Source organism: Streptosporangium sp. NPDC020145, assembly GCF_040631275.1.
Taxonomy (GTDB): domain Bacteria; phylum Actinomycetota; class Actinomycetes; order Streptosporangiales; family Streptosporangiaceae; genus Streptosporangium.
Map to the genome: position 1 here is coordinate 1 of NZ_JBEXZT010000027.1, position 25,813 is coordinate 25,813.

Here is a 25,813-nt window from a genome sequence, read left to right on the forward strand (position 1 = left end):
GCGGCGGGTCACAGCAGCGATCAGTAACGATCAAGCACATCAGGGGGTCAGAATTCAGGCGACGTCAGAGGGTCAAGATTCAGCCGTCGTTGACAGATGTGAGGTCAGACTTCCGAGGTCACCTCGGAGACGGCGGATCCACTCGATGGGGAAGGCCTGATCGAGCCGCTCCTTGCTGATCCCCGGTGTCCCCTTCTTCGTCGGCGGGAGGCGCACACCGTTCTGTATCGTCAGGCGGTTTCCAGGAGCCGGGCAGGTCAGTAAGGCGAGGCGTTGGCACGTCCGGTGCGGCTTCTCGGCCTCACTCGCTGGTGTGGATCACGCCCTTGATGGGCTTCCGTGCTGTTCGTACGGTGAGAGCCGCGAACGCTTCGAGAAGCGCCTCTCGCCTTTCTGGGATTCGAGGGTGACCGCTGTCGCGTACTTGGGCGTTCGGTCTGCGGTCTTGGAGGACCTCTCGATCAGGCCGGGCACCTCCAAGCTCGTCCGGCCGCGGCGTGGCCGGTGCGGAGGCCGACCGGATCGCCTCGTATGCGATGCCGGGGCGCGGCGGCCGGTCCTCGACGCGGTCGTTGGCCCCTTGGAGAAGGTCATGTAGGTGGCTCTGGGCACGCTCGTCCACCCGCTCTCGGTGGCCGGCGACAGTTTGGATGGCGCAACGGCCGTTCTCGTCCCGGGTGATGCGGGCCGGTGTGGGGAACGCGTGGGCGATCTCCTCGCTGGGCAGGCCACCGATCACGCGTGGGGTCGGCCCGCCCGGCCCCGGCCCCGGGGAAAAGCACGGGGCGGTAGCCGACGAACGTCGGTGCCGACACGCCGTCATCGGTCTTGCCGGGATCGGTTCTTCGTTGATGGCTGAGTTGACCGTCGAGTCGGCCGACGGCGGGGCGCATCGATTCTGGAAGGTGGTCGGGTGGCGGAGCGGGTCGATCCTCCACGGTCCAACTGGTCGGTCGGCTTCGCCGGAGGGGCGAGCGGCCATGACGTCACCGTCTCCCGGTCGAGGCTTCGGTCGGCTCGAAGTCGCCGGTGAATCGGGCCGACTCGACGACAGTCCGTGCCGACCAACCCGTAGGACGGCCTCGGTGCCGGTCATGCCCATTGGATCCGGCCGCCGGTCCAGATCTGGGTGGTCAATCGTTGGTCTGCGGGACCTCGTCGTCCCCGGGTACCCGCCGGATCTCGATCTTGGACCCGCGAGCCACCGGGACCCGCTTGGCCCATTCGACCGCCTCCTGCTTCGAGGCGACGTCGAGCATGAAGAAGCCTCCGAACAGCTCCTTGGTCTCGCCGTACGGTCCGTCCGTGACCACCGGGGTCTCGCCGCTGAAGTCGACCACGACGCCCTGGCCCGGATCGTCCAGCCCTTCCGCCGCCAGGAGAACACCGGCCTTGACCGCGTCCTCGATGAATAGGCGGGTCGTGGCCATCATCTCGTCGATATCGGCCATCATGGCCGCGTTCGACTCGTCGGTGCCCCGCATGATCAGCAGGTACTTCGACATCGCGTTCTCCTCGTCCGTCGGGGCCGCCTCTCGGCTCTCTCATCTACACGTCGAATGAGCGGCCTGCGAATCGACACGGTCTCGGAGAAATCTCTCGTCGCGACGTGGCTGATCTTTCCGGTCCGCGTTTCACCCGCCGAAGTGACCCCTGCGCGATGGCCGCGGTGATTGAGCCCCGGTTTTCGGGGCGGGAATCTGCGAGCACAGCAGGATGCGCATCGCGACAGCGGGGGCGGCCAGAAGCGACGTGAGGATGGCCGGAGGCGACGCGGGGGTGGCCAAGAGCGACGAAGGGACAGCCAGGGGCGATGCGGGGCGGACTGGAGCGGGGTGCAAGCCCGGATGGCGTGGGGACGGCCAGGAACGACGAGAGGGCAATCAGGAATGACATGAGGATGGCGGGGGCCTGGGGGTGCATCGGATGGTAGGGGTAGCCAGGGTGAGGCGCAGATGCGCCGGGTGGTGCGGGGTGAACAGAAGTGACGGAGAGGTGATGCGGGGGCGGCTGGGAGTGAGGAGCGGCGCGCCGGGCGATGTGAGGGTGGCCAGAGGCAACGAAGGGACGGTCAGGGGCGATGCGTGGGAGTGGTCGGAGATGAGGAGCGGGCCGGATGGTGTGGGGATGGCCAGGGGCGACGAAAAGGCGATCAGGAATGACACGAGGGTGACCAGGGGCGACGTGAAGTTGCCAAGGGCGATGCGAGGGGTGAACAGGAGTGACGTGGAGGCGATCAGGGGCGATGGGAGCGGCTGAGGGCGAGGCGCAGACGCGCAAGGTGATGTGAGGTGGCTAGGGGCGATGAAAGGACGGTCAGGGGGATGCGGGGGAGCGGTCGGAGATGAGGCGCGGGCCGGGTGGCGTGGGGACGGCCAGAAGTGACGCGGGGGTGTGTCGGGTGGTGCGGGAGTAGCCAGGGGTGAGGCGCAGGGCGCCGGGTGGTGTGAAGGCGGCTAGGGGTGACGCGGGGGTGTGTCGGGTGGCGCGGGGGTAGTCAGGGGTGAGGCGGCAGGGCGCCGGGTGGTGTGAAGGCGGTTGGGGACGGCGCCAGGGTGTGCCGGGTGGTGGGGCTTGGGTCGTTGGGTTGCTCGTCCGGGGGTAGTTGATTTTGAAGTTCTGGTTAATGTTCTGCGATTCCATCGGCTGCTGTTCTGCTCGGTGAAGACGGTGTCGCCGCTCCTGGTGGTCCTGTGCACGGCCTGTGCGTGCCTGTGGTCACTTCACGGCAGGCCTGGATTTAAATATGGTTTTCACCATATTGGGGCATAGTTCACTATCTGCGGTATTTAATCGTTTCATCCGGCGAATGAACGTGTCGTGAGGATGAGAACGGCATGACAGAAGCCTGACAACGGTATGAAAACATCCCAAATATCGCTACAGGCAGGCGCGGTTCCATGACCCAGTGCAGGGGGTCGGTGCGCGGAGGAGAGGGCTCCGCCCGCGGGTGTGTGTCGTGATCTTCCAGCCACCCGGAGAGGGGGGTATCGTGGGTGTCACACGAGCAGGCCTCCGCGATCTATCAGATTTTCTTAAAGATCCCGTGTAGAACTCCTCGATGGACGGGTGCTCTCGCCCGCCAACAGACTCCCTTCCTGAGATCCAGCAGCGGACCCGAACGATTGGGACCGCCTCACAGGAAGCGCGATCTATGGCGAATCGATCCCGGAGAGTGGCGCCCGTAGGGCTCGCGCTCGTCCTGGCCCTCGTGACGGCGGGCTGCAACGCGAACTCGCAGTCCAGCTCGCAGTCCACCGGGCCGACGAAGGACAAGAACGCGACGGCGCTTGAGTCCGTGCCGAAGGGCCAGACTCTGCACTACCTCTCGCGGCGCGCGAACGAGTCCTTCGAGACAGCCAACGCGCAGATGGTGCCGACCAGCCGGTTGCGGTGGGTGCACCGTGGGCTGACGTCGTGGCAGACGTTCCCGGACAAGGACACGGTCCTCGTGCCGGACCTCGCCACCGACACCGGTACGACGGACGACGGCGGCAAGACGTGGACCTTCACGCTGAAGGAGGGCCTGAAGTTCTCCGACGGCAGCCCGATCACCGCGCAGGACGTGAAGTACGGCATCGAGCGGTCGTTCGCGCCGATGTTCCAGGGCGGCCTCGGTTACCACAAGACGCTGCTGGTCGGTGGCGCCGACTACGACGGCCCGTACGACGGCAAGAAGCTCGACTCCATCGAGGTCGTCGACGACCGCAAGATCGTCTTCCGTCTGGCGCGCCCGTTCGGCAACTGGCCGTGGATCGTCAGCATGCCGGCCTTCGCGCCGGTGCCCGCCGCGGCCGACACCAAGCCGGAGACGTACGGCGAGCGCCCGGTCGCCAGCGGCCCGTACCAGGTGACGAGCTTCCGCAAGGGCTCGCAGGCCGTACTGGAACGCAACCCGAACTGGAAGGCCGACACCGACCAGGTACGGCTCGCCGGTCCGGACAAGATCGTCCTCGACATGGGCCTGAACAACGACACGATCGTGCAGCGCCTCATCGACGACAAGGGCGCGGACAAGAACGCGATCAGCAACGCGCTCATCTCGCCGTCGCAGTTCCAGCGGATCGAGTCCGACCCGTCGATCTCCAACCGCATGGCCAACAGCCCGTCGGGCTACTTCCGCTACCTCGCCATGAACGTCAAGCGCCCGAGCCTCTCCGACGTCCGCGTCCGGAAGGCGATCAACTACGCGATCAACAAGGCCGAGCTGCAGAGCGTGTACGGCGGTCCGAAGTTCGGCGGCCAGATCACCTCGACCATCATGACGCCCGGCATCCCCGGCCGCACCGAGTACAACCTGTACGACGGCGGCGAAACCGGCAACGTCGACAAGGCGAAGGAGCTGCTCACCGAGGCCGGGGTCTCCGACCTGAAGCTCACGCTCACCTACCCGACCGACGTGAGCGCGATCGAGGAGAAGGAGGCCCAGAGCATCAAGAACTCGCTGGCGCGGATCGGCGTCAAGGTCGAGCTCAAGGGCCTCGACGGCGACACCTGGTTCGAGCTCATCTCTTCCGACGACGGCGACTACGACATGACGACGAACGGCTGGGGAGCGGACTTCCCGAGCGGCATGAGCACCATCCAGCCGCTGTTCGCGTCGAGTGAGATCGGCGACGGCGGCGGCAACGCCTCCAAGTACTCCAACCCCAAGGTGGACGCCGCGATCGACGCCGCCGTCGCGGAGCCGGACCTCGGCAAGGCCGCCACGATGTGGGCCGCGATCGACAAGCAGATCATGGAGGACGCCCCGATCGTGCCGATCCTCGTGCAGCGCACGCAGGCCCTGGCCGGTTCGAAGATCATGAACTACTTCATCCCCGCCTACCCACCGTTCGCGAACGAGTTGGTCGTCGGTGTCGGCAGCTGAGATCCGGCAGGCGGAGGGCCGGGGCACGTCGGCCCTCCGCCGCTTCCTCAGGAAGCGGTCCGGCGTCGCCGGCCTGGTCATGCTGGTCGTGCCGCTCGTCGCGGGACTCTGCGCCCCGCTGCTCGTGTGGATCGAGGGACAGGACCCGAGCACCCTGCACACCGACCTGCTCGACCCGGACGGCGGCCGTCCGCTGGGCGCCTTCGGCGGCGTCAGCGCCGACCACTGGTTCGGCGTCGTCCCGGTGACGGGTGTCGACCTGTTCGCCCAGATCGTCTACGGCATCCGCTCGTCGCTGTTCATCGCGTTCGGGGCGAGCATCCTGTCGATCGCCTTCGCCGCCGTCCTCGGTACGGCGATCGGCTACTTCGGCGGCTGGTTCGGCGCCGTCGCCGGGCGGCTGATCGACTTCATGTTCGGCTTCCCCGGCCTGATGTTCGTCATCGCGATCATGGCGATCGTGCCCGAGGAGATGCCTCGGGGCCTGGTCCTCGTGCTGGTGCTGGCCTTCTTCGGCTGGACCGTCCCGGCCCGGATCATCGGCGCCCAGGCCGGAGCCGTCAACGCCCGCGCCTTCGTCGAGGCGGCGCGCGCGACCGGGGCCCCGCCCTGGCAGATCATCCGCCGCGAGATGCTGCCGCACCTCTTCGGCCTGGTCGTCGTCCTGTTCGCGATGTCGCTGCCCGGCAACGTCAGCGTCGTCGCGGGGCTGTCGTTCCTCGGCGTCGGTCTGCGTGGCGACGTCCCCGACCTGGGCAAACTGCTCTCGGACTCGCTGCCGTGGATCTACAGCGGCGCGGACGTCTGGTACATGCTCTTCCCGGGAGCCGTGGTGTTCCTGATCGTGTTCGGCGCCACGCTCGCCGGTGACGCGCTCCGCGACGTCCTCGATGTGCGCACGGAGGATGCCGCGTGATCGTCTACATAGCCCGCCGCATGGTCACCGCGGTGTTCATGCTCCTCTCGATCGCCTTCGTGACGATCTGTCTCTTCTTCGGGGCCTCGAAGGACCCGGCCCGCTCCATGTGCGGCAAGCCGTGCCCGCCCGAGACCCGGGCCAAGGTCAGCGCCTACATGCAGACCGACCAGAGCGTGCTGTGGCAGTACACCGAGTTCGTGAAGGGCCTCTTCGCCGGCCGTACGTACGGCCAGGGCGCCCAGCAGGTGCACTGTCCCGCGCCCTGCTTCGGCTACTCGTTCCCGAACCGCAGCGACGTCACGACGCTCATCGCCGAGCGGCTGCCCGTCACGTTGTCGCTCGCGCTCGGCGCGGCCGTCCTGTGCCTCGTCGTGGGCATCGGCCTCGGCGCGTTGTCGGCGATACGCAAGGGCGGGGTCGTCGACCGGTTCTCGACCGGTTTCGCGATGTTCGGGCTGTCGGTGCCGACCTTCCTCGTCGGCCTGCTCGTCCTGCAGGTCTTCGGCTTCATGCTCAACGCGCTGCCGTACTCCGGCTTCGTGTCGTTCTCGGAGTCGCCGGCGGACTGGGCCTGGCACCTGATCGGCCCGTGGATGGTGCTGTCGTTCATCCTCGCCGCCGGATACATCCGGGTCACCCGTACCCAGCTCCTCAACGAGCTCTCGGCCGACCACCTCGTCGCGATGACCGCGCGCGGCGCGTCGAACCGGCAGGTGAACCGGCACGCCGTCCGCGGTGTGATGGTGCCGGTCGCGGCGATGTTCGCGCTCGACGTCACCGCGCTGCTGGGCGGATCGGTGATCGCGGAGAAGGTGTTCAGCCTGCACGGGCTCGGTGACCTGCTGTTGTCCGGCGTGAACGAGTCCGACCTGAGCATCGTCGTCGGGGTGACGCTCTTCTCCGCCTTCCTCATCATCGTCGGCAACCTGGTCGCCGATCTGCTGATGCCGCTTCTCGATCCGAGGATCCGCCGTGTCTGACCCCGTACTCCAGATCGAGGACCTGTGTGTCTCGTTCACCAGTGGCGGCGTCACCGCCGATGTGGTCCGGGATCTCTCCGTGAGCCTGGACGGCGGACGCACCCTCGCCGTGGTCGGCGAGTCGGGTTCGGGCAAGACGATCACCGGCCGGGCGATCATGCGGCTGCTGCCGCGCGGGGCGAGCGCCAGGGGCCGGATCGTCGTCGCGGGCCGGGAGATGCTCTCCGCCGACGAGCGTGAACTGCGCCGGGCCCGCGGTCGTGACGTCGCCATGGTGTTCCAGGACTCGATGTCCGCGCTCAGCCCGTACCTCGACATCGGCGCGCACATCGCCCAGGCGCTCCGCCTGCACGACGCGTCGGTCACCCGCCGCGCCGCGCGGGCCCGTGCGGTCGAGATGCTCGACCGGGTCGGCATCCCCGAGCCCGCGGACGCCGTACGCCGCTTCCCGCACGAGTTCTCCGGCGGCATGCGGCAGCGCGCGGTGATCGCGATGGCCCTGGTGAACCGGCCCGCGCTCCTCATCGCCGACGAACCGACCACCGCGCTCGACGTGACGGTGCAGGCGCAGATCCTGGCCCTGCTCCGCGAACTCCAGCAGGAGTACGGCATGGCGATGCTCCTGATCAGCCACGACTTCGGGGTGGTGGGGAGCGCGGCGGACGAGGTCCTGGTGCTCTACGCGGGCCGCCAGGCCGAGTACGGCAGCCTCCGCGACATCTTCCACCGGCCCGCCCACCCGTACACCGCCGGTCTCCGCGCGGCCACGCCGCGACTGGACGCCCGGCTCGAAACCGGAGGGCGGCGGACCCGGCTGCGTGCCATCCCCGGCGCGCCCACGTCGCTGCGCGACGCCGGACCGGGTTGCGCCTTCGCGCCGCGCTGCGGCCTCGCCGGCCAGGTCGGCGAACGCTGCCTCGTCGAGGCGCCGCTGCCCACCGCCCGCCCGACCAGCGAGGTCGGCGGGCTGCACCTCGCGGCCTGCCACCTCGATCGTCTCCCCGCACCGCAGGAGGTCGCCCGGTGAGCGAGCCGATCCTGGAGATGACCGACGTCAGCAAGCGCTACCGCACATTCGGTGGTTTCGGCCGTGGGCGCGGGGGTTTCCTCGCTGTCGACGGCGTCTCGCTCCACGTCGAGCGAGGCGAGGCGCTCGGCCTGGTCGGCGAGTCCGGCTCGGGCAAGTCCACACTGGCGCGGATGGCCAACGGCCTGGTGGTGCCGACGTCCGGCACCGTCCGTACGGGCGGGCAGGATCTCGCCCGCCTCGGCAGGCGAGGACTACGGCGGCTACGGCGCAACGTCGCCATGGTCTTCCAGGACCCGTTGGCGTCGCTGAACCCGCGGCAGACCGTACGGCAGACGCTGGAGAACGTCTTCCGCGCGCACGGCGAGACGACGTCGACCGCCGAACTGGTCACACTGCTGGAGTCGGTCGGCCTCGGCGCCGAGTACCTGGGGCGTTTCCCGCACGAGGCGTCCGGCGGGCAGCTCCAGCGCGTCGCCGTGGCCCGCGCGCTGGCCCTCAAACCGGATCTGATCATCGCGGACGAGCCGACCTCGGCGCTCGACGTGTCGGTGCGCGCCCAGATCCTCAACCTGCTGGCCGACCTGCAGCGCGACCAGGGGATCTCGTTCCTCCACGTCAGCCACGACCTGGCGGTGATCCGGCTCTACAGCGACCGCGTCGCCGTCATGCAGCGTGGCCGTATCGTCGAGACCGGTCCGTCCGACGAGATCTTCCGCTCCCCGCGGCACCCCTGCACGCGCGCGCTGGTCGAGGCGACACCGGAGGCGGAGCCGCCCCCCTGGCCTGCGGGAGCGTTGCGCGACGCCGACGAGGCGTGCCACGATCACGACCATGTCTCACCAAACGATCACCCTGTTGTGAGCCGGCCGGAGGCCGGCGCCACAGAGCACTGAATGAGGACACGTGGGAACCGACCTGTTCGTCCGAGAGTACGGGCGGGGCGCAGCAGATGCGCCCGCCATTCTCATCCTGCACGGCGCCGTGGAGTCCGGCGCCTGTTACGGTGACGCCGTCGACCGCTGGGGAGGCGACTACCACATCGTGGCGCCTGACGCCCGGGGCCACGGGAAGTCACCCGGCCGCCTGCCCGAACACGAGGGTGTTCCGTCGACCGACGTGATGGTGCAAGACGCGATCGACATCCTCAAGGACATGCTCGACGAGACCGGGCGCAGGACGCTCGTCGTCGGGCACTCCATGGGTGCGCGGATCGCCGCATTCGTCGCCGCCGACGCCCCGCACCTCGTGGCCGGCGTCGTGCTTGAGGACCCGCCATGGTGGGTGCCCGAGGCAGGTCCCAACCCGTGGCTCAGCGTCGAGCAGACCATCAAGGACCCCTTCGACCACGCGGACACGGCGTCGGTCGAGGAACTCGTGGAGATACAGCGCGAGCTCTATCCCCACTGGGCGGAGCAGGAACTGCGTCCGCTCGCCGAGGCGATGAAGGCCGTCGACACCGACTACATGGAGCAGCGGCTCCACGAGAAGCGCCGGATCTGGACGCCGACCGCGCGGCAGATCACGGTCGGCCCGGCGGGCGTGCCCGCGCTGCTCGTCACCGGTACCGGCGACGTCATCGTCGACAAGCACTCCCGTGAGCGTCTCACGGCCGTCGCGCCCGGCTTCGACGTCGTCGTGATCGAGGGTGCCCACCACTGTGTGCGCCGCGACAAGCCGGACGAGTACCACCGGCACGTCGACGCCTTCCTCCGCGAGAACGCGCCACCGGCCGGAGCCGTCACTCGACACTGAAGGTGTCGGACCGCGCGAGCGGGCCGTAGATCTCCGCGTCCGGCGAGGCGACGGCGGCTCGCATCGCCTCAAGCCCCGCGCGTACGACGGGATGACCCTGGTTGTCGCGTCGCGTCGTCATGATCACCTTGCGCAGCGGCGCGACGCCGCGCGTCGGCAGGATCGCCACCCAGTCGGCGTCGCGGGCGGAGAGCGCGGACTCCGGCGCCAGGCAGATCCCCGCCTCGGCGGCGACCAGTGCCAGCGCGGCGCGGTAGTCGTCCGAGACATGGGTGATCGACGGGTGGAAGCCGAGTTCGGCGCACGCCTGCAACACCATCGTGCGGCACGGGTTACCGGGTGAGGGCATGATCCAGTTCTCCTCGGCGAGCTGGGTGAGCCCAACGCCCTCCTCACCGGCCAGCGGGTGCGTGTGGGGGAGAACGACCTTGAACCGCTCGATGTAGAGCGGGAACTTCACGATGTCGGGGGAGTCGCGCTCGGGGCTGGACTCGTACTCCATGGTCACGGTCACGTCGATGTCGCCGCGCATCAGCATCCGGTGGCTCATGTGGGCCTCCGCGTCGACGACCGTGACGTCGACGCCCGGTGCCTGACGGCGCAGTTCGACGATGGCGGGCGCAACCAACCAGCTGATCGCCGTGGGGAAGGCGCCGATCCTGAGCTGCCCGAGGACACCGCCCGCGTGCGCGGCCAGGTCGGCCTCGGCGATCTTCAGCCGGGAGCTGATCTCCTCGGCGTGCTCGGCGAGGATGCGCCCGGCCGGGGTGAGCGCCAGCTTGCGTCCCGCGCGTACGACGAGCACGTGACCGACCTCGCGTTCGAGCGCCGCGAGCTGCTGCGACACCGCGGACGGCGTCAGGTGCAGCGCCGCCGCGGTCGCGGTGACCGAGTCGGACAGCACGAAGGCGCGGAGGATGAGGAGACGGCGGGGATCGATCGTGGGCACGCGGGCTCCGTCGCGAGTCGGCCGGGCGTCCGTCGCGGTAGGAGCGTCCGCGAGGCGGGACCGGGGAACCCCGATGCTAGCGGGCGCCTCAGGACGCGAAACGTCCCGGCCTGGGCTTTTCGCCGCCCACAAGGGCCCGGTCCTTGATCGCTAACCCTGCCGGGGCGCTCCTCTCGCGTCGGCGTGGGCGACCACGACGGGCACGGTCGGGAGGCGCCGCCGGAACCGATCGACGCACCGGGCTCCGTTACCGGCGGTGGCCCTTCTTCTTACGACCGGCCGGTACGGCCCGGCGGCCGGAGCCGTTCTGCGCGGGTTTCTGCGCCTGCCGCTGTGCCGGTTTCTTCGCCGAGGAGGCAGGGGCTTCGGGGGTACGGCCTCGCGAACTGTTCACCGTACGGCCGCGGACGATGCCGATGAAGTCCTCCACCAGGTCGGTGGTCGCGTCCGTGGGCCAGCTCAGCGCGACCTGGGACTGCGGCGCGTCCGACACCGGCCGGTAGGCGAGGTCCTTGCGGTGGTGGAGGCGCGCCAGCGACAGCGGTACGGGGAGAATCCCGGTGCCGCTCGCCACCAGCTCGACCGCCTCCGCCGTCGTGGCAGGGCGGGTGAACGCGGGCTGCCCTGGCCGGACCGCCCACTCGATGGTGTCGTCAAGAGGGTGGAACACCTCGTCGTCGGCGAGATCGGCGACGGTCACCTCGTCGGCGGCGGTCACCATGTGCCCCTTGGGCACCATGACCACCGTGTCCTCCACATAGAGAGGAATCACGCTGAGCCCGTCGCGGTCGATCGGCAGCCGGACGAACCCGGCGTCGGCGCCGCCGCTCCGCAGGAGTTCCACCACCTCGGCGGCGGGAACCGCGACCAGGGTGAGCGGCACCCCGGGCATTCTCTCGTTCCAGATGTTGACCCATTTCGCGGGCGTCACCCCGGGCACGTACGCCAGTCGGAACACCCTGCCGGTCTCTCCATCGGTCACTTCCCCAGGGTATCGATGTCAGGAGAACCCGTTCCGGCTGGCTACTCTTGACGCCATGACCTCGCCCAAACCGAAGACCACCCAGACGATGAAGCCTTCGACGGCGGCCAAGAAGCTGGGTGTCCCCCTCTCGGCCACTCCCGCCGAGTTCCAGGCGAGTGTCGTCTCCAGGGACGAGCTGAACGAGCTGCAGTCGACGCCTCCCGCCTGGCTCGTCGACCTGCGCCGCAACGGCCCGCACACCAAGCAGGTCATCGCCGCGAAGCTCAAGGTCTCCGTCGCCGGTCTGCTCAGGAACGGGATCACCGAACCGCTCACCACCGCCGAGATCGACGCGCTGAAGGCGGAGAACCCGGAGTGGCTGGAGCGCGAGCAGGCCCTCCAGGTCAAGGTTCGCAAAGAGGCGCTCCGCCTCAAGCAACAGGGCTAGACAGCTGAGATCCGGGAACGGTCAGGTGTCGTACGAACCGTCCCAGGGCTCGTAGAAGCCGAGGGTGTCCGGGTAGAGCTCGGCGTGTTCCGTGCCTTCGAAGGTCTCGATGACAAGGCCGAACAGCACGTCGTCGACCTCGTGCCGGAAGGGCCGGATGGCGATGTCGCCGTAACGGTGGCCGGGAAGGGCGTCGAGCCACCGCGTCAGCAGGTTCTCGGCGGTTTCGACGGCTGTCCGGTGGTTCTCGTCGGTGCCGGTGCGTTCGACGCGGGAGCCGAGGTGGTGGCCTGAGGCGTCGAAGGTGTGCAGGACGGCGTGCCAGCGCTTGTGGGCGGGCCAGTCGTCGGTGACGGTGTAGCCGTTCGGGAAGGCGGCGACGACGGAGCCGAGGAACTGCCCGCCGTCCCAGTGGCCGATCGTGTCGGTGTGATAGCCGGGCTCGTGGGCGATGGGAATGACCTCGGGGACCGTCATGCGCCGAAGAGTAGTTACCGGGTACGACAACACGGCGCCGCCCGATCCGGCCACGGCGCGGGGATCTTCGGGACGCCGTGGTGACGAGCGAACGGATCGCCGCGCCCCACCTGGCTGTTCGTGTCCTGCGAGCGGTCCCGGCCAAAGCGTCGGCCGGGCCGTCGAGCACGGTCGCCCGGCGGCCCGGCCGTACGGTCCCGGAGGTCTCAGCCCAGGCCGTGCGCGCGCTTGTACTCCAGGGTGTAGGCCAGCTTTCCTGGCTTGGCGTCGGAGTACGGCTTGCTCAGCTTGTCGAACTCGCCCTTGTTGGCGGCCTTGCCGTTGTTCCACTGGGCCAGCGCGCCCAACTGGGCGGCGGTGAGGCCGTTGTCGACGACGGTGCCCTTGGGCAGCGCGGTGATCGCCTCGGTCAGCGCCTTGACGGTGGCCAGGTAGCTGCCGTGGTCGTTCTGGTTCCAGCCGGCCAGGTCGATCGGCTTGGCGTCGCGGACCCAGCTGCCCCAGTAGAACTCCTGGAACGGCAGCCCGTTCTGCTCGTAGCCGATGTCACGGCCGAAGTAGAGCAGGCTGCGGTACTTGTCGTCGGTGAAGTTGGCCAGGCCCACGCCGGTCGGCAGCTTGTTCACGGTGACCGGCTTGCCGTTGGGGCCGCGCAGCCACACCCACTTCCGCGCCTGCATCTCGTTCCAGAACCTCTGCCGGGTGAAGGTGCTCAGGTTGGCCTGCACCCGTAGCCGTACGTGCAGGTCGGCGCCGCCGTCAGGGGTCTCGAAGAAGGAGGTGAGCGTGTGGTGCCCGTCGGTGAGGAACGGCTCGCCATGGGGGCCGATGACGACGGTCTTCATGGCGGCGACGCTGTCCGGCGTCTCCGCGCCGACCGGGATCTGACACGTGAACGAGGACGGGTCGTCCAGGCGCGCGCCGGGCGAAACGGACGCCGCCTCCTCCCGGCCGTCGGCCTCGCACCAGTCGTCGAACTTCTTGTTGATCGCGTCCTTGCCGAGGGTGTAGCGGCCGAGCTTGTAGTACACCTCGTCGTAACCGAGCGACGGCTGGGTCGGGTGCACGTCGCCGATGCGGACGTCGAGCAGGTCACCGGGCTTGGCGCACAGGTACTTCGCGAACGGCGTGTCGCGGTTGTCGTGCTCACAGAAGGACGGCCGGGTGCCCGGCGCACCGGGTGCGGCCAGAGCGGATGGCGCCAGGGCGGCGCCGGAGCCGACGGTGACGGCGACGGCTGCCCCAAGTGCCGAGGCCAGGCGGTACGGAGAACTGAAGCGCATAACACGTGCTCCTCGTCGGCATTGCGTCTATCGACGGTGAGAGTGCCGGTAATCAACCAACGTACGAGTGCATGCTCATGACATCCAGGGGAACCGGCGGCGAACATCGTGTTCTTCTTCGGGGAACGAAGGAGGTGCGGACTTTCACCGGCCGACGTCAACGGCTCCCGGACGGTCGGATCTCAGAAGGCGCTCACCGGGTGGTCCGGCTTGAGCGGCCGCCCGGTCCCGGGGTCCAGGACGATCACCTGCCCGCCCCAGGGCGCCCGGTCGTCACCCGGCCTGTCGTCCAGGCGCACGTGTGAGGGATCGACCCAGGTCACCGTGGGCAGGCCGTCGGAGTGTTCGGAGCTGAAGCGCTCGACCAGGGGCCACTCACGCGTCAGCAGGCCGTCGTTCCTGCGAACCACGAGCGCCCAGTCGGGGATGATCCAGTCGTCGTACAGGACACGCACCTCCAGCCCGCTGCCGGTCGGGCCGGGGATCCGGGCGTACACCTGCCAGCTGTTCACGTAGGTGACCAGCCCCACCACTGCCCAGATCATCCCGAGCGCGACGGCGGGGCCGCGGGGCCCTCCGCCGAAAACGAGCGCTCCGGCGAGGACGACCAGGCTCACGGCCAGGGTTCCCAGCAGGACCGGCCGGTCGAGAACCGTGTAGTGCCCGAGGGCGCCGACCAGGGCGCTCACCACCGCGAGGACCGCCAGAACGAAGAAAGCACCGGCGACCCGTGTGCGTAGACTCATGGCGGCACGCTATGGACCGGGACTTGTGATCCACTGGAACCGAGCCCGGGCGCGACCCGGACGGCGGCGTGGACGACCGGGTGACGGTGGCGCCCGCTCCCACGGTGACTGTCGGGGATGTCTGATTGGGTCGCCTCAGGAACGGGTGCCGAGCGGGCGGGGACGGGAATGCGGCGATCAGAGCGTCTTTGGCATCTTGTCCGGTCCTACCGCATGGGCGAATGGTTCATGGCGGCCTGGGTCGAGGGGCTGGAGGTGTGGGAGGCGGCACGACGCCTGGGGGTTTCGGTCGCCGACGTGGATGACGCGGTTGAGTGCGTCTGGGCGGACGCCGTACGCGGGAGGCCCGCCGACGGTGACGCGGGGGTTGTCTGGGCCGGTCGGCTGACGGCGGACTGGACGCAGATCATCCAGGTGCGGGGGTTCGACTGCGATCGGGCTCTACGGGAGCTTTCGTACGGCGGGCGGGCGCTGCAGATGAGCTGGAACATCAACGGGCCACGTGATCTTGAGTACGCGGTCAACGGTGACCACGTGACGGGCTTCGGCGTCACCGTTCCCGGAGAGCGGTGGGGACGCGATCCGCAGGCGCTCGACTCCTACGCGCGGGGACTGCAGTTCGACCTGAACGACTCCGGCTGGACGAGCGATCCGGAGTTGCCGGCGGGGTGGCTGGAGTACTGCGCGTGGGAGGAGGCCCGCCTGGAGAGCGGGCAGGAGGACTACGAGGACGACATTCCCGACGGGTGGCAGGACTTCATCTCGCTCGCTCTCAACGGGTACAGCCCGCCCATGGCCACCTGCCTCACATCAGCTCTGGCGCTCGTCGGCAGGGTGACGGGCCGGGAGATCGACCGGGAGTGGATGGACGGGGCCCACACCCGCTACGTGATCCGCGAGCGGTGAGACCGCCGAGAGGAACGATCCGGCTCGGTGGAGGCGGCCGCGGCCGGTCGGCGGTACCGGGTCACCGGGTGCGGCTGTTGGGGGCGGTGGGCGTCACCGCACGACGATCGGGCGCACGGCGGGGACGCCAAAACTCCGGATATCCGAAGCCGAGATCCGAGCTCCGCCGGCCTTCACCACCGCGGCACGCGCCGACAGCCGACGCCCAGCCCCTGAATGATCATTTCAAGTCGTGTTCCTGAGCCGTTCAGTCCGGCGCCTCCCTGGACTTCTAGCCTGCGCGAGCACGTTGAATACTCTGATCAGGAGCGTCATGCACGTCCTCCCCCGGCTTCGCGCCGGTGCCGTCATGCTCGCGGCGGTTACCGCCGTCTTCGGCACGATGGTCATCTCACCTTCACCCGCCGCCGCGGCCAGATCCCCCGAGCAGATCGCTCGCGACTGCCTCAACGTCACCTACCGGCAGGCGGGTGACCTCGTGTACGAGGTGCCCGAGTGCAGGCTCACCTACAAGAGTTCCCAGCAGGTGCTCGGTGAGGCGGAGATCCCCGACGCGATCGGCGACTCCAACAAGCCTCGCCCGGTCGCCCGCTCCTGCGGGGCCGCGGGCGGCAGCGTCGGGGTCGCGGGAATGAAGAGCTCGTCGACCTCCTTCTCCTTCGGGCTCGACATCGGCGGGAAGAAGAAGTTCGGCGACTGGGAGGCGTCCGTCGGGCCGAAGCTCGGCTGGTCGTGGAGCTGGAGCACCAGCGACACCTACACCAACACCGCGAACGTGCCCGGCTGGGGCGTCGCGTGGATCACCGTACGCCGGCCGCTCATCAAGGCCGTCGTGGACATCGCCGCCGACTACGACGACGGCAACGGCATGCAGTACGGCAAGAACCTCACCGTGTACGTGCCCGACAAGAGCCGCTCCTACGACTGGGCGCTGAACTCGCGGCCGATGAGCGACTGGGAGATCTCCAAGTACTGCGGCAGCGGCGGGGGCGGGGACAACGGCTACACCGAGTCGACCTCGTTTGAGTCGTCCTATGGGGACTTCCGTCTGTGGCTGCCGAGCCAGTACCGGCTGTTCAACGCGCACAGCGGCAAGTGCATGGTGGTCAAGGACGACAGCAGGACGGCGGGGGCGAGGATCGTGCAGCGCGACTGCCCGACCGGGACGTCCTCGGCGTTGCGCTGGACCCGGGTCAAGCAGGCCGATGGGTCGTTCCTGCAGAAGAACGACGCCTCCGGCAAGTGCGCGGACGTCACCGGCGATGAGATGGCCGACTGGCTCAGCCTCGACCAGCAGAACTGCACGCCGTCGGCGCCGCAGCAGAACTGGGCGGTGATGCGGGTGACGGTGAAGATCCCGCCGCACTACGACGCGCAGCCTGCGTTCTATCTCTACAACCGCAAGAGCGGTAAGTGCATGGCGCTCGACCACAACAACCTGCTGAGCAACGACGCGCCGCTGCAGCAGTACGACTGCGGCAGCCTGCCCAAGCCGAAGCCCACCGGGGCGTACGACCTGTGGTCGGTGAACACGACCGCCTACAAGAACGTGCTGAGTGGCAAGTGCCTCGACCGCGGTTCGACGATTTCCGGCGGCGGCATGGTCGTGCAGCGCTCGTGCAACGGCAAGTCGTCGCAGAAGTGGACTGCCGCCCCGCGCAACGGCGGATGGTTCAACATCAAGAACGCCAACGGCTACTGCCTGACCGCGCCGTACAACAACGGCACCCCGCCCGGGGAGAACACGCAGCTCATGTGGTGGGGCTGCGAGACCCGCTGGGACTCGGCCAACCAGTACTGGTCGGTCAACCCGATGCCGGGCGGGCGCTACACCTTCTCCAACCAGTGGACGAAGCTCTGCCTGGCCCCGCATTCCAGCGATGTGACCAAGGACGGTGGCCGGGTGGCCCTGCGCCGCTGCGTCTCCTGACCCGATGACCGGCTGGTGCGCCTGTCCGCGCTCGATCGTCGACCCCTGAAAGGGGGGAACGGAGAAGGCGAGGGCGCACCAGCAGGCTCCGGCGGAGCCACCCGGCGCGCCCACCGGCATGCCGCCGGAGGCCGAAAGGGGAGGCGGATCACGCCCTCGGCAGATCCCGGGCAGGCAAGACCACCGAGCTGTTGGCGTGGTCGTGACGCTTTGGAGGCGGGTTCCAAGGCGCGTAAAGGGGGGTGAGGTCGACGAATATTCGGTAGTCGGAGATGAGGCCGTTGTCGTGGGTGCGCCAAATCGACACGGCGACGACGTCGGTCTCCTTGCCGTCGAGGCGTTGGTAGGTCACCTCGGTCTCGGCGATGACGTCGGCGTCGACCTGCCAGCTTCTGACGATCCGGTGCCGCAGGCCGCCGATTGTGGAGAAGAACGCCCGCAGCCCGGCGACGATGGCCGTACGGCCCACCAGCGGTTCGGCGTTGCCGAACACGAACCTGGCGTCCTCGGTCAGCAGCCGCACGAACTCCTCGGGGTCGAAGGAGTCCACCGCCTGGAAAACGCGTCGCACCACGTCGTCGGTCATACCCTCCCTTTCCCACACGGCTGTGATCACTGGTGAGGACGATACGGGGCCAGGAAGGACGCACAACTATCCACAGGGTGGGGATCATGTCGCCGAGGGACGCCCCGAAACGGACGCCCCGGCCCATCGGAACGGCCGCCCCGTCTCGCCCGAACGGGTGCCCCGCCCACTGGAACGGGCGCCCTGACTAACCCGAACGGACACCCCTCCCCGCCCGAACGGGTGTCCCCGCTCTGTCGGAGCAGGGACGTGCCGGGTGTCCCGGCTTGGCCGTACCGGACGCGCACGTGGTTCGGCCGTACCGGTGCGCGCCGGCCGGAGGCGAGGGTCCGGCCGGCGCGTCCTGGCAGGTCAGGTCAGGTGCCGGGCGAGGAACCTCAGGGCGCTGTCCATCTCGAACGACGGCACGTCCCCGTGTGCGCCGGGGTTGACGTGCAGTGTCTTCTGGGGGGAGGCCAGGGCGTCGAACAGGGCCAGGCCCTGGTCGCGCGGCACCAGCCGGTCGTCCCACTGCATCAGGAACCGCACCGGTACGGTGACCCGCGCGGCCTCTTCGGCCAGGCCGTACACGCCGAGCAGGCCCAGCACCGCGGCGCGGATCCTGGGCTCCGCGGCGACGAGGGGGATGCCGAGCCCGCAGCCCATCGACATGCCGCAGTAGCCCACCGGGCCGACGCCGACCCGGTCGAGACGCTGGACCTCGGTGAGGACCGCCCGCCAGTCCGCGACGGACCGACCGGCCAGGTGGCCGTGCATGCCGGCGACCGCGACGCCCGGGTTCTCGCCGGAGGCCATACCGGCCCGCATCTCGGCCACGACGCGGCCGAACTCCTCGTCCTTGGGGCGGTCGCCGTGGTTGGGCGCGTCGATCGCGACGACCGCGAAGCCCTCGGCGGCGTAGCGACGCGCCTGGGACACGATGGTGGGAGCCGTTTTGTGCTGCCCGCCGCCGTGGCCCAGCAGGATCAGCGGCCGCGTGCCGGGGGCGTCATCCGGCGTCCACAGCACGCCGGGGATCTCGTCGAGGGTGAAGAACTGCTCGGTGACGCCGTCCGACGACGTCTGGGAGGTGAAGCGCATCAGCGTTTCGGACCTTTCGGGATGCCTTGTGCGGGCGCTCCCTAGGCCATGCGAAGGAGGGAGCCCCGGCCTGTCACAGCGTTGATCGGACTCACCTCCTCGAATTCGCAATAATGCACGGCGCCGCCGAAGGTATCACAGTGGTTCAGATGAGAAGGCCGGAGTGGGACGGCCGGAGCGCTTCGGCGGAGACGGCGCGTCCCGCCCGGACGGCGAGCAGGGCCGCGGCCAGGGCTGACAGCGCCAGCACCACGAGGAAGGCGACCGGCACCGTGAGGTCCGTGAGGTCCGTGAAGCCGAGGCCGCGCGCCGTGGCGGTCCGCGGCGCCAGGACCTGCCACACGCTCAGCACGCCCAGCCCGGCGCCCAGCACGGTGCCCTGGACGCCGACGAACGACACCTCGACGAGGAGGGCGTTCCTGAGCGCGCCGGGCCTGAACCCGATGGTCCGCAGCATCGCGAGCTGCCCACGTCGTTCGCGGACGCCGCGGACCAGCACGACGGCCAGCCCGGCCATGCCGACCAGCAGCCCCAGACCGATGGAACCCCGCAGGGTCCGAACGAACGCCCCCGTCTTCGCCGACTCGGCGGCGACGTCCGCGGCGAAGGAGTGGGCGTCGGCCCCGGCGGTCACGTAGTCGGTGTTCAGCGCCTCAGCGAGGGCGTCCGCCGTCGTGCCGGGCGCGGCCGCGACGTACTGACGGCGCAGGGGCGGCACCTCGGTCAGGAGCGATCCGGCCTGTTTCTCCGAGACGTACAGCCCGGCCCCGACGAGCCGGTTCCAGTCGCTGAGGCCGACGACCTTCAGCTCGGCCGGACGGTTCGACCGGTCGACGAGCCGCACGCTGTCGCCGACTTCGAGGCCGACGTACTTCGGAACGATGACCGCGGAGGCGTCGGCGGCGACGTGGGCCCAGACCTCGGCGTCGGAGCCGAACTCCTGCGAACGCTCCGCCAGCCTCGGGGGGCGGTTGCCCGCGAGTTCGGGCGTGACGAGGGTGACGGTCCTGCGCAGCGGCCGGGGCGTGCCGGAGTCCCAGGCGTGCCGGTGGCCCTGCGCGGCCTCGTACCTGTCCAGGGCGGCTGAGGTGATCATGGCGTAGCCGTCGGTCAGCCTGATCGCCGACGCGACGTCGCTCCGCGCTCTCAGCTGCTTCGTCGTCACCGGGGACAGACGGCTGCTGAACAGGACGACGTCGTAGCCCCCGCCCGCGCGGGCGACGTCGTTCGGCTCCTCCTGCCTGAGGACCGTGTTGAGGATCGCGGTGAAGGTCAGCGCGAAGGCGACGAGCGCGTACAAGGAGGTGAGCAACGCGGTCCTGACCGGTCGCGCCAGCACGGTCGCCAGACCGAGACGGGGCGCGACGAACCTCCGGGTGACCGCCAGGATCGGGGCGACCAGCCATCCGTCGAACACCGCGACGACGACCGACGACAACCCCACCAGGACGACGCCCCGCACGATGAGCAGCTTGAGGTCGACCTCCTCGAAGGTGCCGGTCAGGATGCCGAAGACGGTGCTCGCCCAGACGAGGGCCAGCCCGCAGCAGAGGGTCACGGCGACCTTGCGGCCCATCCTGTCGATCAGCAGCGGGAGGAAGCCGAGCACGAACACGATCGGCGCGGCGAACGCCGTGAACTGACGGTCCGACGTCAGCATCCAGCCTGCCGCCGCCACGCAGGACAGCGACAGGCCGAGGACGATCCAGCGCCTTGGCCCGCCGGAACCGTGTGGCGCGGCGTCCTGCATCGCGGCCATGATGTCGGCTCCGGTGGTCCTCAGGGTCGCGGCCAGCACGGTGAGCTGCGAGACGGCCAGACCGATGAGCGCCCCCGACAGCAGGGCGGCGGGCTGGACGTCCAGGTGGAGCCGGAGGTTCTCGTCTGCCCCGAACGAGCCGTGGCTCACGCGGACGACCAGGGCCGCGACGCCCACCCCGGCCCCGAGTCCCAGGAGGGTGGCGGGCAGGCCGAGGACCAGCCCCTTCACGGCGAAGATCCTGCGGATGTGTCCCCTCCGCAGGCCGATGGCGCGCAGGGTCCCCAGCTCGGCCCTCCGCTCCGTCACGAACATGACGAAGAGGCTGATGACGAGGAGCACGGCCGCGGCGAAGGGAAAGCCACCGGCCATGCCGAACCGGTTCTTCGCCTCGTCGCCGATCCGGTTCGCCCGGTCCAGGGCAGGTGACTTCACGGAGACGACGGGGGTCCGGTCGCCGAGCGCCGCGACGATCCAGAGTTCCGCCTCGACGGTCCTGTCCGCCCCGCCGTACGTGCCGCCGACGTTCGAGACGGCGATCATGTCCCGGACGACGCCGGGCCGGTGGGGCAGCGCGTCGCTCAGTGTGCCCTTCGTGACGATGATCGGTGCGTATCCGGCGATTCCCCGCTCGCGGAGCACCCTGGCGACGCGCAGTTTGACGGTGGTCGGACCGGCGGTCAGTTCGAGGTCGTCTCCGGGGGTGAGGTCCAGGCTCCGGGCCAGACGTGTGTTGATCGCCACCTCGTCGCGTCCGAGCCTGGCGGGCAGCCGCGTCAGGCCTGAGGCGTCGAGGTCGTCGCCGAACGCGCGTGCCTCGGCGGGCTCCAGCTCCCAGAACCTCGTGCGGGGCCGCGTCCTTCCGTGGCCGTCGGTGGCGGTGATCTCTCCTTCGCGCACCGCCATGACCGACTCGATCGGGCTGTGGTCCACCAGGCGCGACGCGTCCAGGGTACGGAGGTCGTCCTTGACGTTCTCGGACGTGACGAGCAGGTCCAGCGGCCCCAGGTGGGTCTCCGCCCGGACGCGGTAGGAGGTCCCGAAGGAGTCACCGACGACGAACGACCCGGTGATGAGGGCCGTCGCGAGCATCGAGCCGAAGACGACCAGGGCCGCCGCTCTCGGACGCCGCAGGACCTCACGCAGCCCGATCCTTCGGATGGCCGGGCGGAACACGAGGTCGAAGACGATCGGCGGGACGAGCAGCGCCAGGACGGCGACGGCGGCGTACGTCACGACTGCCTCCAGTCACCCCAGGTGACCGGGACCGTGGCGACACGGCCGTCGATCAGCTCGATCGTCCGGTTGGCGCACGTGGCGACCGTGTCGTCGTGGGTGACGATGACGATCGTCTGCCCGCCCTCGTTCAGTTCGGCGAACAGTTCGACGACGGCCGCGGCGGTCGAGGAGTCGAGGTTCCCGGTCGGCTCGTCGGCCCAGATCACGGCGGGGCCGCCGACCAGGGCGCGGGCGATGGCCACGCGCTGCCGCTGGCCTCCGGAGAGCTGGCCGGGCCGGTGTCTCGCCCGGTCGGTCAGGCCGACCCTCGCCAGCATGGCGTGGGCGCGTTCGCGTGCCTCGGCCGGTCTGACCGACGCCGCCAGGAGGGGGAGCTCGACGTTCTCCACCGCGTTGAGGACCGGGATCAGGTTGAAGCCCTGGAACACGAACCCCATGCGCCTGGCCCGGTGCTCCGTACGCCTCCGGTCGGAGAGCGCGTGGATGTCGAGGCCGTCGACGATCACCGTGCCGGAGTCGACGGTGTCGATTCCGGACAGGCAGTTCATCAGCGTCGACTTCCCGGTGCCCGAAGGGCCGACGATGGCCACGAACTCACCGGCCTGGATTTCGAGGCTCACGCCTCTGAGCGCGGGCACCGACATCTCGCCGGACCGATACGTCTTGACGATGCCGTTCGCGCGGATCAGCGTCCGGCCGGTCTCGTCGGGCCGCGGGCCGGTGCCGTTCGCGCCGCCCCTGATCGTCGACCACACCTTGGACGCCGCGGGCCACCTTCGCCGATCACGTCTCGGAACCTGCGCGGAGCCCCTGCCGAGGGAGGCGGCATTCCTCGTCGCCGGTGATTTCGTGCGGTTATCGGTGGCCATTGATTCCTGTTTTCTTTGACTCGTGACTTTTCTGTGAATCCAGACCCCGCCGATGTACGGCGTGGCGTTGTCGGCGGCCCGGGGGGCCATGGCGACAACAAGAGCACAAGCACCGGAGGTGAAGGCCTTTTTCATCGATCCGTCGACGGGTTGGTGAGTGGAGCGTCCGCCGATGGGGGATGACGCGTGACTGATCGCGTCAGGCTGCTTGGCTTACGGGCGAGTATAAGGACGGCCCTGACGTCCGACAAGTGGAATAATGTATGTCACTTGATGTGGTGAATGGAATGTGAGAGGCATGTTCGATGGCTTGTCCACATTCGCAGGAATGAGAGGAAAGATTCCTGGACGGCGACCGTTCTCTTCGGTCTGTTCAGGAAATCGACACAATCGTTCCGGTCATGAATTGTCGTTGAAAGAGTAAAGGGGTCGTCAGTTCTTGGCCTGTGCCCCGTCCGGCTCGTCCGCGGGGGCGGAATCGCCGGTGCCGGTCCGGGGTTCGGCCGCCCTGTGGGCGAGGAACTCCGCCTCGGTGACGGTCAGGAAGCCCTCACCGCCGGGAGCGGGAACGAGATGGTCCCTCGGCCCCCTGCGCAGTACGAAGTAGGCCAGGGCGGACAGGAACACCACGATCGCGACCCAGAAGTTGAGACGCTGGCCGAAGAGGATCAGGGCCTCGTCCGTCCTCAGGGTCTCGATCCAGGCCCGGCCCGCGGTGTAGGCCATCACGTAGAGCGCGAACGCGCGGCCCTTGCCGAACCTGTGTCTACGGTCGAGCCAGTAGACGAACCCGGCCACGCCGAGGTCCCACACCATCTCGTAGAGGAACGCGGGGTGGTAGAGGCCCTCCAGCAGGACCGGCCTGCCCTCGGCGTCGACCGCCGCGCTGCCGGTCGGCGGGTCTCCCGGGCCGCCGCCGGACATCCTGTGCACCTCAAGGCCCCACGGCAGGTCGGTCCTGCCGCCGTAGAGCTCGTTGTTGAACCAGTTGCCCAGCCGGGCGATCACCTGGCCGATCGGGAGGCCGACGGCGATGCAGTCGGCGAGGAGCGTGAAGCTCAACCGCGTTTTCCTGCAGGCGATCCAGGCGCCGAGCGCGCCTCCGGCGACGGCGCCCCAGATGCCGATGCCGCCCTCCCACACCCTGAGGGTGCCCATGACGCCCTCACCGCCTGCGCCCCAGTATTTCTCCGGGGTGGTGACGACGTGGTAGAGGCGGGCGCCGACGATGCCGAAGGGCACCGCCCACACGGCGATGTCGAGGGCGGCGGTCGCGGGCGCGCCACGGCTGCGCATGCGTCTGTTCGTGATGAGGCTCGCGGCGACGACACCGGCGACCATGCACAACGTGTAAGCCCGGATCGGAATCTCGAAGAACCCGAGATTCACGTACCAGACCGCTGTCGCCGGGCTGGGAATGCTCGCGAGTATCACGGTGGAGAACACTACAGGCGCGCCACCGGGGCGTACAGGAACGACCAATCTGTCCACAGGACCGGTTTATGGCCGGGTGGCCGCGTGGAAAACGGAAATTCCTCCGGAAAATCGTCCCCCTTCCGGTGGGGCCGGTATTTCGTGCATGGCGGATCCGGTGGGGAAGGCTCTATGCTGGCCGGGATGAATACCTACTCCTGTGGATTGGGGGTCTCGTTCCGGCAAGGTGAGTGCTGATGCGCCCCTTGACCGCGACCGAGGATTCCCGGCTCTCCCTCTGGCTGCACGTGCGCGAGTTCGCCGTGCCGCCCTCCATGATCGAGACAGCGACCGCCCGCCGTACCGTCGGAGACTGGGCGGGGGCGTGCGCGGCGGCGCACGTCGACATCGATCTGAACCTGCGCTCCACGGCTCGCACCCACGGCCGGGAGCTCATGGCCCGAGTCCGGGACGACCTTCGTCACCTGGCTCCTGACCTGCTGCGCTGGCACATGCCGCGGATCGTCCCCGACGGTCTGCTGCGGCCGGGCCTGACCGTCTCCCTGGCCCGATACCACCCTGCGTCGTACGGCGGCGGCGCCACGGTGCACCTCGTGGCCCGGACCCCACCCGCCTGGGCGGGCGCCGGGCAGCGGATCAGCCTGGCGCTGTGGGACGGGTCCGGGGCCGGACGGCATCCGCACCCCCGGCCGAACCGACGTTTCCGCCTCGACCTGCACCGCCACCTGTGGGACGCCCGCAGGGCCGGTGAGCTGCGGGTCCGCGCCGGGGCCGGCGACCCTCCCTCTCAGGATCCGGGGGTGCCGCTGGAGCCCGGCTGCGCCGTGGACCGGTGGGCGGCCGAGGCGTGGACCCTTCTCCAGGAGGAGAAAGGGGACGCGGTCGCCGTACGGCTCGGGAGGCGGCGCCTGCTGGTGCTGGACCTGACGGCGTTCCCTGAGGCACGGATCACGACGGCTCCCACACGGGGCGGCCGGTCGGCGCTGCCCGTGCTGCCGGACGCGGCGACGTGGGTGCCGCCCGACCTGATGCTGCTCCGCGCCGGACTGATCGAGGCCGACCGGCTGCACCCGCTCGTCGCGTCGGCGCTCGCACCGGACCACTCCCCGTCCCGCCCACCGCGAACCGGTGGCCGGGAGGCGTGGCGGCTGGTCGAGTGCCGTGGCGCCCGGCACCGGATCGGGCTCGTCGACGGGGTGCTCGTGCCGCTCGACCACGACCCCGCGGAGATACACCGCGAGAGGTTGCTGTCCGCGCTGACCGGTACCCCGCTGCCCTGCCTGCGGGTGATCGAGGAGGCGCACCGTGCCCCGGAGGGCCTCCCCGGCATCCGCGCGCGGCTGGAGCACGGCGACGTCGCCGGTGCCCTGGCCGCCGTCGAGGACCTCCTCGGCCCCGGCGCCGCACTGCCCGAGGGCGCCCTACGGGACGAGCTTGAGGCGGCGGCACGGCGACGGGTCGCGCACGGGCTGTTCCGGACCGGACTGACCGGGCCAGGCAAGGAATCGGCCATCTGGCCTGGTCAGGTGCCCCAGACAGGCGCCAAGGCCGACCACGCGCGTTCGCACCGCACGACGTCCCGCTGAACGTCC

Annotated in this window: 22 protein-coding genes; 11 read left to right on the plus strand and 11 right to left on the minus strand. The window is 69.4% G+C overall.

What is annotated here, in order from left to right; all coding sequences use genetic code 11:
- Positions 1–1,133: 1,133 nt before the first annotated feature.
- Positions 1,134–1,505, minus strand: a complete 372-nt coding sequence (locus tag ABZ463_RS33695; RefSeq protein WP_362782404.1) for a YciI family protein — start codon at positions 1,503–1,505, stop codon at positions 1,134–1,136.
- A 469-nt stretch (positions 1,506–1,974) separates the two neighbouring features.
- Here ABZ463_RS33695 and ABZ463_RS33700 point away from each other — a divergent pair, with 469 nt between their 5' ends.
- The 7 genes from ABZ463_RS33700 (at position 1,975) to ABZ463_RS33730 (ending at position 9,551) form a co-directional block, all read left to right on the plus strand.
- Positions 1,975–2,259, plus strand: coding sequence for a hypothetical protein (locus ABZ463_RS33700; RefSeq protein ID WP_362782407.1), 285 nt, complete (start codon positions 1,975–1,977; stop codon positions 2,257–2,259).
- 895 nt (positions 2,260–3,154) lie between these two features.
- Positions 3,155–4,870 carry an ABC transporter substrate-binding protein gene (locus tag ABZ463_RS33705; protein WP_352012883.1) on the plus strand — a complete coding sequence of 572 codons (1,716 nt, stop codon included), beginning with the start codon at positions 3,155–3,157 and terminating at the stop codon, positions 4,868–4,870.
- Positions 4,857–5,786 carry an ABC transporter permease gene (locus ABZ463_RS33710; RefSeq protein ID WP_362782410.1) on the plus strand — a complete coding sequence of 310 codons (930 nt, stop codon included), beginning with the start codon at positions 4,857–4,859 and terminating at the stop codon, positions 5,784–5,786. Before ABZ463_RS33705 ends, ABZ463_RS33710 begins: the two co-directional genes overlap by 14 nt.
- Positions 5,783–6,769: an ABC transporter permease gene (locus tag ABZ463_RS33715; protein WP_352012885.1), complete on the plus strand. Its 987-nt coding sequence runs from the start codon at positions 5,783–5,785 to the stop codon at positions 6,767–6,769. Before ABZ463_RS33710 ends, ABZ463_RS33715 begins: the two co-directional genes overlap by 4 nt.
- A complete protein-coding gene (locus ABZ463_RS33720) occupies positions 6,762–7,796 on the plus strand; it encodes an ABC transporter ATP-binding protein (RefSeq protein ID WP_362782414.1) in 1,035 nt (344 codons plus the stop codon). Before ABZ463_RS33715 ends, ABZ463_RS33720 begins: the two co-directional genes overlap by 8 nt.
- Positions 7,793–8,692: an ATP-binding cassette domain-containing protein gene (locus tag ABZ463_RS33725; protein ID WP_352012887.1), complete on the plus strand. Its 900-nt coding sequence runs from the start codon at positions 7,793–7,795 to the stop codon at positions 8,690–8,692. The genes ABZ463_RS33720 and ABZ463_RS33725 overlap by 4 nt, the downstream gene beginning before the upstream one ends.
- A 10-nt stretch (positions 8,693–8,702) precedes the next feature.
- Complete coding sequence (locus ABZ463_RS33730) at positions 8,703–9,551, plus strand: alpha/beta fold hydrolase (RefSeq protein ID WP_362782418.1); 849 nt, start codon at positions 8,703–8,705, stop codon at positions 9,549–9,551.
- Here the strand turns inward: ABZ463_RS33730 and ABZ463_RS33735 are convergent.
- Entirely contained in the window at positions 9,538–10,500 is a 963-nt protein-coding gene (locus ABZ463_RS33735) for a LysR substrate-binding domain-containing protein (RefSeq protein ID WP_362782421.1), read from the minus strand. The genes ABZ463_RS33730 and ABZ463_RS33735 overlap by 14 nt on opposite strands.
- A gap of 247 nt (positions 10,501–10,747) precedes the next feature.
- Positions 10,748–11,482 (minus strand): LysR family substrate-binding domain-containing protein, encoded by a 735-nt coding sequence (locus tag ABZ463_RS33740; protein WP_362782424.1) that lies wholly within the window; start codon positions 11,480–11,482, stop codon positions 10,748–10,750.
- Positions 11,483–11,537: 55 nt separating this feature from the next.
- On the opposite strand from ABZ463_RS33740, the gene ABZ463_RS33745 reads away from it, so the two are divergent.
- Entirely contained in the window at positions 11,538–11,912 is a 375-nt protein-coding gene (locus ABZ463_RS33745; protein ID WP_352012891.1) for a DUF5997 family protein, read from the plus strand.
- 21 nt (positions 11,913–11,933) lie between these two features.
- Here ABZ463_RS33745 and ABZ463_RS33750 read toward each other — a convergent pair whose 3' ends face one another.
- The 3 genes from ABZ463_RS33750 to ABZ463_RS33760 form a co-directional block, all read right to left on the minus strand.
- Complete coding sequence (locus ABZ463_RS33750; protein ID WP_352012892.1) at positions 11,934–12,389, minus strand: hypothetical protein; 456 nt, start codon at positions 12,387–12,389, stop codon at positions 11,934–11,936.
- A 206-nt stretch (positions 12,390–12,595) separates the two neighbouring features.
- The gene (locus tag ABZ463_RS33755) at positions 12,596–13,672 is read right to left on the minus strand and encodes a ParB/Srx family N-terminal domain-containing protein (RefSeq protein ID WP_352012893.1); all 1,077 of its coding nucleotides are present in this window, start codon (positions 13,670–13,672) and stop codon (positions 12,596–12,598) included.
- A gap of 182 nt (positions 13,673–13,854) precedes the next feature.
- The gene (locus tag ABZ463_RS33760) at positions 13,855–14,418 is read right to left on the minus strand and encodes a hypothetical protein (protein ID WP_362782428.1); all 564 of its coding nucleotides are present in this window, start codon (positions 14,416–14,418) and stop codon (positions 13,855–13,857) included.
- A 213-nt stretch (positions 14,419–14,631) separates the two neighbouring features.
- Between ABZ463_RS33760 and ABZ463_RS33765 the strand changes: the two genes are divergently transcribed.
- Both ABZ463_RS33765 and ABZ463_RS33770 read left to right on the plus strand, forming a co-directional pair.
- Positions 14,632–15,324: a DUF6461 domain-containing protein gene (locus ABZ463_RS33765; protein ID WP_362782431.1), complete on the plus strand. Its 693-nt coding sequence runs from the start codon at positions 14,632–14,634 to the stop codon at positions 15,322–15,324.
- A 313-nt stretch (positions 15,325–15,637) separates the two neighbouring features.
- A complete protein-coding gene (locus tag ABZ463_RS33770; protein WP_362782434.1) occupies positions 15,638–17,254 on the plus strand; it encodes an RICIN domain-containing protein in 1,617 nt (538 codons plus the stop codon).
- A 148-nt stretch (positions 17,255–17,402) separates the two neighbouring features.
- On the opposite strand, the gene ABZ463_RS33775 is transcribed toward ABZ463_RS33770, so the two are convergent.
- From ABZ463_RS33775 to lgt, 5 genes are all read right to left on the minus strand, one after another.
- Complete coding sequence (locus ABZ463_RS33775) at positions 17,403–17,840, minus strand: nuclear transport factor 2 family protein (protein ID WP_362782436.1); 438 nt, start codon at positions 17,838–17,840, stop codon at positions 17,403–17,405.
- A gap of 351 nt (positions 17,841–18,191) precedes the next feature.
- Positions 18,192–18,920, minus strand: coding sequence for an alpha/beta hydrolase (locus ABZ463_RS33780; RefSeq protein WP_362782438.1), 729 nt, complete (start codon positions 18,918–18,920; stop codon positions 18,192–18,194).
- Between the two features lie 145 nt (positions 18,921–19,065).
- Positions 19,066–21,915 carry an FtsX-like permease family protein gene (locus ABZ463_RS33785; protein WP_362782440.1) on the minus strand — a complete coding sequence of 950 codons (2,850 nt, stop codon included), beginning with the start codon at positions 21,913–21,915 and terminating at the stop codon, positions 19,066–19,068.
- Positions 21,912–22,673, minus strand: coding sequence for an ABC transporter ATP-binding protein (locus ABZ463_RS33790; RefSeq protein ID WP_352012900.1), 762 nt, complete (start codon positions 22,671–22,673; stop codon positions 21,912–21,914). Before ABZ463_RS33790 ends, ABZ463_RS33785 begins: the two co-directional genes overlap by 4 nt.
- 546 nt (positions 22,674–23,219) lie before the next feature.
- Entirely contained in the window at positions 23,220–24,278 is a 1,059-nt protein-coding gene (gene lgt, locus ABZ463_RS33795; protein WP_362782444.1) for a prolipoprotein diacylglyceryl transferase, read from the minus strand.
- 179 nt (positions 24,279–24,457) lie between these two features.
- Here lgt and ABZ463_RS33800 point away from each other — a divergent pair, with 179 nt between their 5' ends.
- The gene (locus tag ABZ463_RS33800; protein ID WP_362782447.1) at positions 24,458–25,807 is read left to right on the plus strand and encodes a hypothetical protein; all 1,350 of its coding nucleotides are present in this window, start codon (positions 24,458–24,460) and stop codon (positions 25,805–25,807) included.
- Positions 25,808–25,813 lie beyond the last annotated feature (6 nt).